Consider the following 11,001-nt stretch of genomic DNA (forward strand, 5'->3'; position numbering starts at 1 on the left):
CCCCCGCGGGCCGCTCCGGCACCCCCGCCCGGCCTGCCGCCGGCCGCCGGGCCGCCCGTCCGGCTACCGCCCGGTACGGCCTCGGCGCCACGACCGGTACGGCGTCACCGCTATGAATCGGCTCACTCCGACCGGCCCCTGTCCGTGAGAACAGGCATGTGAAACCGTGAAGTTGAGAAAAAGACCCGGCCCATCCGGCTGCACCGCCGACCGTCGGCGGAGTACCCTTCCTTGATCGTTGAGACGGGAAGTGCCCGGGGGACTGGAAGGCGGTGCGCGGGTGGGCTCGGGAGGGCTGGAGCTGCCCCCTGGTGACGAGGGTCACGAGGGGAACTCCACAGACGTCCCGCCCGGCACGGTGTCCCTGGCCAGGCCCATGGAGTCCAGCTCCATCGGCCCTGAGCTGGACTGGGACGCCGACGCCTGGCGCGAGGTCCGCACCCGCGCCCAGCGGGCCGGCCGGGCCTACATCTGGCTGAACCTCGTCGAACAGCGGCTGCGCGCCGTCGTCGCCGCCGTCCTGCGGCCCGTGTACGAACCCGTGCACGGCGACGACTGGGTGGTCGCCGCCGCCGGACCCGCCGGCCAGGAATGGGTCCAACGCGCCGTCGCCGTACGCGAGGTGAGCCGCCGCAAGGGCTATCTCCTCGACCCCGCCGACGACAACGTCATCAGCTTCCTCACCCTGCCCCAGCTGCGCGAGCTGATGGTGCAGCACTGGCCGTGCTTCGAGCCGTACCTCGACGACCGCCGCGACGTCGAACTCGCCCTGGACGAGCTGGAGGTCACCCGCAACGTCGTCTCCCGCAACCGTGCCCTGTCCGAGGCCGTCCTCGCCCAGGCCGAACGGGCCTCCGCGCGCCTGCTGGAGATGCTCGGCGCGGGCGGCGACGTGCCCTCCGCGCGCCGGCTGCCCATCGACGCCGTCGAGGACCTCGTCGGCGACCGGTACGCCGACGTCGTCGCCGTCCATCCCGACCGGGTACGGCTGCTGCGCCAGTTCCCCGCCGAGGACATCTTCGGCGGCGCGCGCCGGCTCGACGCCCTCGGCATCGGCCTCAACCTGCTCGTGCAGAACTTCTCCGGACGCCGCCTCGTCCGCCTCGCCGAGGCCGGATGCCGGGTGCGGCTGCTCTTCCTCAACCCCGCCTCCAGCGCGGTGAAGCGGCGCGAGCGGGAACTCGGCCTGAAACGCGGCGAGCTGGCCCGCTCCGTCGAGATGAACATCCTGCACATGCGCCGGGTGCGGGCCCGGCTGCGCGACCCGGGCGCCTTCCAGATCCAGGTGTACGACGAGACACCCCGGTTCACCGCCTACCTCGTCGACGGCGACGGCGCCGACGGCATCGCGGTCGTGCAGTCCTATCTGCGGCGGGCCCGCGGCATGGAGTCACCCGTGCTGGTGCTGCGCAACGGCGACCGCATCGTCAAATCCGGCGAGGTCGACGAGGGCGGCCTGTTCGGCACCTACCGTGAGGAGTTCGAGCTGGCTTGGGCGGATTCGCGACCCGTGTCCTGAAGTGTCCCGTCGGTGGCGGCGCCAAGCGGAATCCCGGCGTCGGATTGTCAGTGGTGCATGCGAAGGTGGAGGCCACTGGGGGAACGCACCACCACAGAGGGGGGACGCCATGGCCTGGCACCGCGAACTGCTGATCGGCTTCGACCTGGAGACGACCGGCACCGACCCGCGCGAGGCGCGCATCGTCACCGGCGCCGTGATCGAGGTCAAGGACGGGCAGGTGCTGGGCCGCAAGGAGTGGCTCGCCGACCCGGGAGTGCCCATCCCGCCGGACGCGGTCGCCGTCCACGGCATCACCGGCGAACGCGCTGCCACCGAGGGCCGCCCCGCCGACCAGGTCGCCGACGCCATCGCCGACGTCCTGACCGGCTACTGGCGCACAGGCGTCCCGGTGGTCGCGTACAACGCGGCCTTCGACCTCACCCTGCTCTCCGCCGAGCTGCGGCGGCACGGCCTGCCGTCCCTGCGCGACCGGCTCGGCGGACTGGACCCCGCGCCCGTCGTCGACCCGTACACCATCGACCGCTGGGCCGACCGCTACCGCCGGGGCAAGCGCAACCTCGAAGCGGTCTGCGGCGAATACGGCATACCCCTCGACACCGCGCACAACGCCACCGCGGACGCCCTCGCCGCCGCCCGGCTGGCCTGCGCGATAGCCGCCCGCCACCCCAAGATCGGCGCGCTCGGCCCGGCGGAGCTGCACCGCCGCCAGATCGAGTGGTACGCCGCGTGGGCGGCCGACTTCCAGGCCTTCCTGCGCCGCAAGGGCGACCTGACGGCGGTGGTGGAAGGGGCGTGGCCGCTGCGGGATCTCACGGCGGAGGTGGCCTGAGCGACCTGTCGGCGGAGGTGGCCCGAGCGGCGGCCACCGCTCGGCTCACGGGCGGCCCGGCGTGGCCCGACCGGCGCTTGCGGCCTGGTGTCCCGGACCCCGGCGCGGCTCCGGCCGGCATCACCGGCTCGGTCCACCGTCAGCCCGGCGCGGTCGGTCTGGCTCACGGACCCCCGGCGCGGCCCGGCCGGCATCACCGGCTCGGGCGCAGAAGGAGAGCGGCAGGCCGTCCGGGTGCCCGGAGGGGTCCAGCAGGACGCCGGGTGACCCCGAAGGACGTGGCGGGCGAGCCGTGGATCACCGTGCACGACGGGTTCCCGGTGCCGGCCACCGTCGAGGCGATCGCCGCCGCGGCCGGACGGCGGCTCCATCTCGCGCACCGCATCGACGAGTTCGCGGTCTCGCGGAGGCCGTGGCCGCCGGTGGAGGCATCGCCCTCATGCCCCGCTGGACCATGCGCCGCCCCCCGACCCGGTGCTGCGGCCCTCACCGGGGTCCGCGCCCGCCGGCACATCGACGCCCTCCACCGCCCGGAACGCATCGCCCGCAGAGCCGTACGCACCGTCCTCACGGAACTGCGCCGGGCGGCCACCGCCGTCCGGGAGCGGGACACCGGCCCTGCCGCCGAGCCCGACGCCGCCCTCCGGTCCGAGCCGGGCCCCGGCTCAGAACGGGTACCAGCGCACCGTCTCGTCGCCGTCCCGCAGGGACGCCACCCGGCGCCGGAACTCCGCGAGCGCCTTGGGGTTGCCCGGCGCGTGCTGCGCCACCCACGCGCAGCTCGCCGTCTCCCGGGCCCCGCGCAGCACCGCGCACCCCTCCCAGGCGCGCACGTCCCAGCCGTAGGCCTCGGTGAACGCGGCGTACTCCTCGTCGGGCAGGCCGTACCGGTCGTGGGAGAGGGCCATCACCACCAGGTCGTGCTCACGGAAGTCCGAGGAGAAGGTCTCCAGGTCGACCAGGACCGGCCCGTCGGGGCCGATGTGCACATTGCGCGGCAGGGCGTCGCCGTGGATCGGCCCCGGCGGCAGATGCGGGGTGAGCGCGGCGGCGGCCGACGCGAAGTCGTCGCGGCGCTCCCGCAGATACGCCGCGTCCTCGGGGTCGATCGCGTCACCGGCCAGCCGCAGCCAGCGTTCCACCCCGCCCAGCAGCTCGCGCGGCGGCAGCGGGACGGGCGGCGCGGGCAGAGCGTGCACGATCCGCAGCAGCTCCGCCAGGTCCCGGGGGCCGGCGGGCCGCACCGGGTCCGGCAGCCGGTGCCACACCGTCACCGGGTGCCCGTCCACCAGCAGCGGCTTCGGCTCCGCCGCCCGCACGGCCGGCACCCCGGCCTCCTCCAGCCACAGCGCGATGCCCAGCTCGCGCCCGGCCCGCTCCAGCAGTTCGGCGTCCCGGCCCACCTTGGCGACGAGGTCACCGGCGGCGAAGACCGCGTTCTCGCCGAGGGCCAGGAGCCGGGCGTCCCCGGCCCCGCCCGGCAGTACGTCCGCCGCGGCCAGCACCTCGCGGGCCCGTGCCTCGTCCATCGGTTCGCCTCCGTGACTCCGTGACTCCGTGTCCTCGTCCTGCCGTCGCGCCGCCCGGGCGACGCGACCGCCAGTCTCGCATTCGCACAGGTCGGGGGGTGTGCGGGGGAGGCCCCGAGACGCAGGCGGCGCGACCGTCGGACGGCCCTTCCGGTGCGCGCCCCGCGACGTGCTCGGGCGCACCCGAGGCAAAACAATTAGACGAGACGTATCGTCTCGTGTAGCGTCCTTCACATGACCCGACGCAGCCATATCGCCATGTTCTCCATCGCGGCCCACGGCCATGTGAACCCCAGCCTGGAGGTGATCCGTGAGCTGGTGGCCCGCGGCCACCGCGTCACCTACGCGATCCCGCCCGCCCTGGCCGACAAGGTCGCCGGGACCGGAGCCGAGGTGAAACCGTGGCAGTCCACACTGCCCGGCCCCGACGCCGACCCCGAGGCCTGGGGCGAAGCCCTCCTCGACAACGTGGAGCCGTTCCTCGACGACGCCGTCCAGGCGCTGCCCCAGCTGGCCGAGGCCTACCGGGACGACGTGCCCGACCTCGTCCTGCACGACACCGCCTCGTACCCGGCCCGCGTGCTCGCCCACCGCTGGGGTGTCCCCGCGATCTCCCTGGCGCCGCACATGGTCGCCTGGGAGGGATACGAGGAAGAGGTCGCCGCCCCCATGTGGGAGGAGCCGAAGAAGACCGAGCGGGGCCGCGCCTACTACGCCCGCTTCCGGTCCTGGCTGGAGGAGAACGGCATCGACCAGCGCCCCGACGACTTCACGGGCCGGCCCGCCCGCTCCCTCGTGCTCATCCCCAAGGCGCTCCAGTGGAACGCCGACCGGGTCGACGAGAAGGTGTACACCTTCGTCGGCGCCTGTCAGGGCGACCGCCGCGCCGAGGGCGACTGGCAGCGGCCCTCCGACGCCGAGAAGGTCGTCCTGGTGTCGCTGGGCTCCGCCTTCACCAAGCGGCCGGAGTTCTACCGGCAGTGCGTGCGCGCATTCGGCGATCTGCCCGGCTGGCACCTGGTGCTCCAGATCGGCAAGCACGTCGACCCGGCGGAACTGGGCGAGGTACCGCCCGGCGTCGAGGTGCGGTCCTGGGTGCCGCAGCTGGCGGTGCTCCGTCAGGCCGACCTCTTCGTCACCCACGCCGGGGCAGGCGGCAGCCAGGAGGGCCTCGCCACGGCCACGCCGATGATCGCCGTACCGCAGGCGGCGGACCAGTTCGGCAACGCGTCCGTGCTGGAAGGCCTCGGTGTGGCACGCCAGTTGGCGACCGAGGACGCCACCGCCGAAGCCCTCCGAGAGGCCGCCCTCGCCCTCGTCGAGGACCAGGAGGTGGCCCGGAGGCTGAAGGAGATCCAGGCGCAGATGGCCGAGGAGGGCGGCACCCGCCGCGCCGCCGACCTCATCGAGGCCGAACTGCCGTGACAGGCGGAGGGGGACAGCCGAAAGGGCCCGCCGGAGTGTCCGACGGGCCCTCGCCTCCCACGTGCGCCGCTCACCACAGCCCCTTCACCACGGCATCCTCGTCGCCGCGGTCTCACCGCCCGTCGATCACGGCGCACCGGCCGCTCACAGCCGTACCGGCTCGCCCCGGTCGCCGTGCGGGTGCGGTGCGGCGACCGCTTCCGGTGCCTCGTCGTGGGTGAGGTCCGGCAGCCGGTGCAGCCACTTCGGCAGATACCAGTTCCGCTCGCCGAGCAGCGCCATCACCGCCGGGAGCAGCACACCCCGGATGACCGTCGCGTCGATGAGGACGGCCGCGGCCAGACCCACACCCATCTGCTTCATCGACTGCATGGACAGCGTCCCGAAGATCGCGAAGACGGCGACCATGATGACGGCGGCACTGGTGACGACCCCCGCCGTGGTGACCACGCCGTGCGTGATCGCGTCCTTCGTCGAACGGCCCCGCAGCCGCGCCTCACGCACCCGGGACACCACGAACACGTGGTAGTCCATCGACAGGCCGAACAGGATCACGAACAGGAACAGCGGCAGCCAGGTGACGATCGCGCCGACACCCTCCGCGCCCACCAGCGAGGCGCCCCAGCCGTGCTGGAAGACGGCCACGAGGACACCGTACGCCGCGCCCACGGACAGCAGGTTCAGCAGGATCGACGTGATCGCGACGGTCAGCGAGCGGAACGACAGCAGCATCAGCAGGAACGCGAACACCACGACGAACGCGAACACCGGGGCGACGGAGCCGGCCAGCTGGTCGTTGAAGTCGTGCGACCCGGCGACCTGTCCGGTGATCGGCGCCTCGACACCCTCCACGCGGCCCAGCGTGGCGGGCCGTACCTCGTCGCGCAGCTTCTCCAGGCTCTCGGACGCCTTGTCCAGGTCGGAACCGCCCACCAGCGGCACGTACACGAACGCGACGTCCTGCGCCGGGTGCGTCTTGATCTCGACGGGGCCGCGCGAGGCACCCGAGGAGATCGCCCGCTCCTTGAACGCCGCCAGCGCGTCCTGCACCTGCGGCGCGTCGATGTCACGGGCCTTCACCACGACCTCGGCGGGCTCGGAACCGCCCGGGAAGGCCTCGTTGACCCGGTTGTACGTCTGCACGATCGGCAGTGAGTCACCGAACTCCTGGTCCAGCGTGAGCTGCTGCGTCTTCATGCCGAGCGCGGGCGCCGCGACCGCCGCGAGCGCGCCGACCGCGACCACGACCGAGACGACCGGGCGGGCGAGCACCGCGCGCAGCACCGCGCTCCACACCCGGCTGCCGTTCTCGCGGGGCGCGTTGCGGGAACGGCGGCGCAGGAACGGCAGCCGGCCCTTCTCGACCCGCTCACCCAGCAGCGACAGCAGCGCCGGCAGCACCGTCACCGAGCCGACCATCGCCACGGCGACCACGATCAGCGACGCCAGGCCCATCGCCTCGAACTCGGCGAGACCGGTGAAGAGCATGCCCGCCATCGCCACACACACCGTCACACCGGACACCACGATGGCCCGGCCGCTGGTCGCCGCGGCGATCCGCAGCGCGGTCTGCGCGTCCCGGCCCGCCGCCCGCTCCTCACGCTCACGGCGCAGATAGAACAGGCAGTAGTCGACGCCGACGGCCATACCGACCAGCAGCATCACGGAGTTGGCGGTGTCGCTCATCGGCACGACATGGCTGACGATGCCCATCAGACCCATCGTCGCCATGATCGCGGTGATCGCGAGGAGCACCGGGAGCAGCGCCGCGACCAGCGCGCCGAACGCGATCAGCAGGATGCCGAGGGCCACCGGGACGGCCGAGTACTCGGCCTTCTGGAAGTCGTCCCCGAACGCGTCGGAGAACGTCTTCATCATGCTGGCGCCGCCGATCTCCTCGATCCGCAGCGTGTCCGCGTGCTTCTTCTGCACGCCCTCGACGGCGTCCAGCACCGGCTGCACCCGGTCCCCGGCGGTCTCCGCCTCGCCGCGCATGTCGAACTGCACGAGCGCGCTGCGGCCGTCCTTGGATACGGTGCCGGTGTCGTACGGCGAGGTGACGTCCGTGACCTGACCGGTCTTCTGCACCGCGGCCACCACGTCCGCGACGGCCTGCTTGAACTCGGCGTCCTCGGACGTCAGTCCACTGCCCTTCGCCTGGACGAGGACGGTCTCACCGGCGGGTTCCTCGATCCCCGCGTCCTCGATGATCTTCGCGGCGGTGTGGGTCTCGCCCTTCAGCTGGTCGCTGTCCTTGACGTCCACCCGGCCGGCGGCCGAGCCCACACCCATCGCCAGGACGACGAACAGCACCCATATGCCGACGGCCGCCCAGCGATGCCGGGCGCTCCAGCCGCCGGCCCGCGCGGCGAATCCCCGCACCCGTGCCTCTCCACCTGCCATGACGGGCCTGTCCCCCTCGATCCGCGGTGGCGGCCCGGTGCCGCCCACCTTCCGCGTTCGACGGTAGGGGGCGGACGAAGCCGTCTCGTCCTGCTGCCCGGTGACCTCCGCGGCGGCCCGCTCCTCCCTCCGGGGCGCAACCCCCTCCGCTCTGAGAAGGACCCTGCCCCCTACACCTACCGGTGGTCCTCAGGGGCAGCGATCAGGGGCGCGACCGGCCCGGACCCCGTCCGTTCCGCCACCGGCACCCGGTTTGTCATTACGAAACCTTGTTGAAAAAGTCACAGCCGCGTGGAGATGTTGATCCGCGCGCGCCGATCCGCGAGAGTTTCGCGCGTCCCCCGCCCGCGGCGCACGCCGCGCCCGCCCCCACGGGGCGCGACAGCCGGCCCGGGCGGGGGACGCTCTCTAAGGTGAGCCCATGACGACGATGTACGCCGCCCTGCTGCGCGGCATCAACGTGGGCGGCAACCGCAAACTCCCCATGGCCGAACTGCGTGCCGTGCTCGAAGAGCTGGGCCACACGCGCGTGCGCACCTACCTCCAGAGCGGCCAGGCTGTCTTCGGTGCCGAGCGGGGCGACGAGGACACCCTCGCCGACGGGCTGGCCCGGGCGATCGAGAAGAGATTCGGATTCTCCGTCGACGTCATCGTCCGCGACCACGCCTACCTCGCCGCAGTCGCCGACGCCTGCCCGTTCCCCGCCGACAGCCTCGAACCCAAGCAGCTGCACGTCACCTATCTCTCCCGGCCGGTCACCGCCGACCGGTTCGCGGAGATCGACCGGGCCGCGTTCCGGCCCGAGGAGTTCCGCCTCGGCGACCGCGCCCTGTATCTGTACGCCCCCGACGGACTCGGCCGCTCCAGGCTCGCCGACGCCCTCGCCCGGCCACGCCTCACCGAGGGCCTGATCGCGACGACCCGCAACTGGAACACCGTACGCAAACTGGTGGAGCTGACGGCCGCCGACTGAGCCCCCCGCAGGGGCCGCCCGGCCCGGAAGTGGACCACGAAAACGGCGCCCGAATGGGCCAGGACCGGGCGCCGGTCCGCGCCTACCGTCGAAGCATGACCACCGACGACGCGCCGACCCGCATCGACTTCTACTTCGACCCCGCCTGTCCCTTCGCCTGGATCACCTCCCGCTGGCTGCTGGAGGTCGAACGGCAGCGCCCCCTCGACCTGCGGTTCCGGGCGATGAGCCTCTACCTGCACAACCTCGGCAACGAACTGCCCGACTGGTACCGCGCGTTGGTCGACAAGTCGATCGGCCCCGTCCGCGTCGCCGTGGCCGCCGCCGAACGCCACGGGGAGAAGGTGCTGCGCGAGCTGTACACCGCATTCGGCACCCGCATCCATGAGCAGCGGCAGGAGGACTACGACGCCGTGGTCGCCGACGCCCTCGCCGAACTCGGCCTCGACGCCGACCTGGCCGCCGCCGCCCACGACCCCGCCTGGGACGACGCCGTACGCCGCAGCCACGAGGCCGGATTCGAGCCCGACTCCGGCGGCTACGTCGGCACACCGACCCTCCACGTCGACGGCACCGTCTGGTTCGGCCCGGTGCTGCGGGCCGTCCCGCGCGGGGAGCGCGCCGTACGCCTCTTCGACAGCTTCCGCACCCTCGCCTCCGACCCCGACGTCTTCGAGGTGAAGCGGACCCGCACCGGCGGACTCTCCTTCGACTGACCGTCAGGCCCGTACGGCCTCGTCAGGCCCGTACGCCTCGTCAGGCCCGTACGACCTCGTCAGGCCGTCTCGCCGTCAACGCGCCCGACCTCGCCGGTCCACCCGGCCCTGTCAGCCCACCCGGCCCCGTCAGGCCGCCTCGCCCCGCCAGTCCCCGTCCCGGCGTGCCCAGCGCACCGCCGGGGCGACCGCGAAGCCCGCCCCGGCGAACAGCACGCCCAGCACGGCCCAGCCCACCGACCCGTGGGCGATCGCCGTGACCGTGACCAGCGCCGGACCGGCCATCATGCCCGCCGACATGCCCGCCCCGAAGACGCCCTGGTAGACGCCGTGGGCGCGGGCGTCGGCCAGCCCGTAGCCGAGCGTCCAGCCGCCCGCCGCCGACAGCACCTCCGCCAGCACCTGCACCACCGCCCCCGCGGTCAGCGCGGCCACCGCCCACACCGGGGACAGCCCCGCCGACACGGCGTACACCGCGCAGGACACCGCCAGCAGCAGCCCCGCCCACCGCATCGCCCGTACCGCCGCCGGGATCTCGGACGCCCGCCGCGCCACCCGCACCTGCAACAGCACCACCAGCGCACAGTTGACGATCATCAGCAGCGCGGCCGTCCAGCGCGGAGCCTCCGTCCGCTCCACGATCCACAGCGGCAGCCCCACCTCGGACAGCGAGTACTGCACCACCAGCACCGAGTTGAGGACCGTCACCGTCAGGAACGGCAGATCCCGCACCGCCCGCCACCGCTCGGCCGCGGGCGCGTTTGCCGCCGGCGCCTTCCGGCCGGCCGCGTGCGGCGCCAGCGGAAGCCGGGGCAGCAGCAGCGCCGGACCCGCGAACGTCACCGCGTTCACCAGAATCACCGTCACATACGCTGCCCTGGTGTCCAGTTGCAGCGCGACCGCGCCGAACACACCGCCGATGCCCATGCCGACGTTCACCACCATCCGCAGATACGCCCGCGACTCGACCCGCGTCGCCGCCGGCAGCACATCCGCGTAGATCGCGCCCTGCACACCACGGCTCGCCGTCTGGAGCCCCGTCGCGCACACCACCGCCAGCAGGAAGCCGGCGTAGGAGTCCACCAGCACGTACCCGGTCGTCGCCACCGCCGTGCCGCCCCACAGCAGCGAGCCCACCCGCCGGGCACCCCACCGGTCCGCCGCACGCCCCGCCGGCACACTCGCGGCCACACCCGTCAGACCGGCCACGGTCAGCCCGAGCCCCACGGCCGTCGCGTCCAGGCCGACCACGCGCGTGAAGTACAGGACGCCCAGCGGGAAGTACAGGCCGTTGCCCAGCGCGTTGACCAGCGTCAGAAGGCTCGCCAGCCGCAGCACGGGATCCGTCGGGATCAGCCCGGCCGCGCGGGTCGCACGGCGCGGTGCGGAAGTCTCGTCCTGGCCCGGAGCCGGAGATGCAGGTGTCGTGGTCATGCAGACAGCCAACCCGGTGGCCGGGCCGCGCCGACAATGATTTAGCGTGACACTCAATGATCGAGTTCCGGTTCGCCGTCGGTGACCTCGCCACCACCTCGTTCGCCCGCTCCCCGCTCCAGGAGACGGTGTTCTCACTGCGCTGCCTGCACGACCCCGCCCGCCACCCC

Annotated in this window: 8 protein-coding genes and 1 pseudogene; 6 read left to right on the forward strand and 3 right to left on the reverse strand. The window is 73.2% G+C overall.

Features of this window, described 5'->3' with window-relative positions; all coding sequences use genetic code 11:
- Positions 1-250: 250 nt before the first annotated feature.
- From MTQ10_RS21480 to MTQ10_RS21490, 3 genes and pseudogenes are all read left to right on the forward strand, one after another.
- Positions 251-1,519, forward strand: a complete 1,269-nt coding sequence (locus MTQ10_RS21480; RefSeq protein WP_247470854.1) for an SAV2148 family HEPN domain-containing protein — start codon at positions 251-253, stop codon at positions 1,517-1,519.
- A 109-nt stretch (positions 1,520-1,628) separates the two neighbouring features.
- The gene (locus tag MTQ10_RS21485; RefSeq protein WP_247470834.1) at positions 1,629-2,351 is read left to right on the forward strand and encodes a 3'-5' exonuclease; all 723 of its coding nucleotides are present in this window, start codon (positions 1,629-1,631) and stop codon (positions 2,349-2,351) included.
- A gap of 251 nt (positions 2,352-2,602) precedes the next feature.
- Positions 2,603-2,965 (forward strand): annotated as a pseudogene (locus tag MTQ10_RS21490) (LysR substrate-binding domain-containing protein); the annotation flags it as partial.
- A 51-nt stretch (positions 2,966-3,016) separates the two neighbouring features.
- On the opposite strand, the gene MTQ10_RS21495 reads toward MTQ10_RS21490, so the two are convergent.
- Complete coding sequence (locus MTQ10_RS21495) at positions 3,017-3,880, reverse strand: phosphotransferase enzyme family protein (RefSeq protein ID WP_247470837.1); 864 nt, start codon at positions 3,878-3,880, stop codon at positions 3,017-3,019.
- Between the two features lie 234 nt (positions 3,881-4,114).
- On the opposite strand from MTQ10_RS21495, the gene mgt reads away from it, so the two are divergent.
- Entirely contained in the window at positions 4,115-5,305 is a 1,191-nt protein-coding gene (gene mgt / locus MTQ10_RS21500) for a macrolide-inactivating glycosyltransferase (protein WP_247470841.1), read from the forward strand.
- 144 nt (positions 5,306-5,449) lie between these two features.
- Here mgt and MTQ10_RS21505 read toward each other — a convergent pair whose 3' ends face one another.
- Entirely contained in the window at positions 5,450-7,708 is a 2,259-nt protein-coding gene (locus MTQ10_RS21505) for an MMPL family transporter (RefSeq protein ID WP_247470843.1), read from the reverse strand.
- A gap of 421 nt (positions 7,709-8,129) precedes the next feature.
- On the opposite strand from MTQ10_RS21505, the gene MTQ10_RS21510 reads away from it, so the two are divergent.
- Positions 8,130-8,681 carry a DUF1697 domain-containing protein gene (locus MTQ10_RS21510; RefSeq protein WP_247470845.1) on the forward strand — a complete coding sequence of 184 codons (552 nt, stop codon included), beginning with the start codon at positions 8,130-8,132 and terminating at the stop codon, positions 8,679-8,681.
- A 95-nt stretch (positions 8,682-8,776) separates the two neighbouring features.
- Entirely contained in the window at positions 8,777-9,397 is a 621-nt protein-coding gene (locus MTQ10_RS21515; RefSeq protein ID WP_247470848.1) for a DsbA family protein, read from the forward strand.
- 129 nt (positions 9,398-9,526) lie between these two features.
- On the opposite strand, the gene MTQ10_RS21520 is transcribed toward MTQ10_RS21515, so the two are convergent.
- Positions 9,527-10,831 (reverse strand): MFS transporter, encoded by a 1,305-nt coding sequence (locus tag MTQ10_RS21520; protein ID WP_247470851.1) that lies wholly within the window; start codon positions 10,829-10,831, stop codon positions 9,527-9,529.
- Between the last annotated feature and the right edge of the window lie 170 nt (positions 10,832-11,001).

This window comes from Streptomyces sp. XM83C, assembly GCF_023072675.1.
GTDB lineage: Bacteria > Actinomycetota > Actinomycetes > Streptomycetales > Streptomycetaceae > Streptomyces > Streptomyces thermocoprophilus.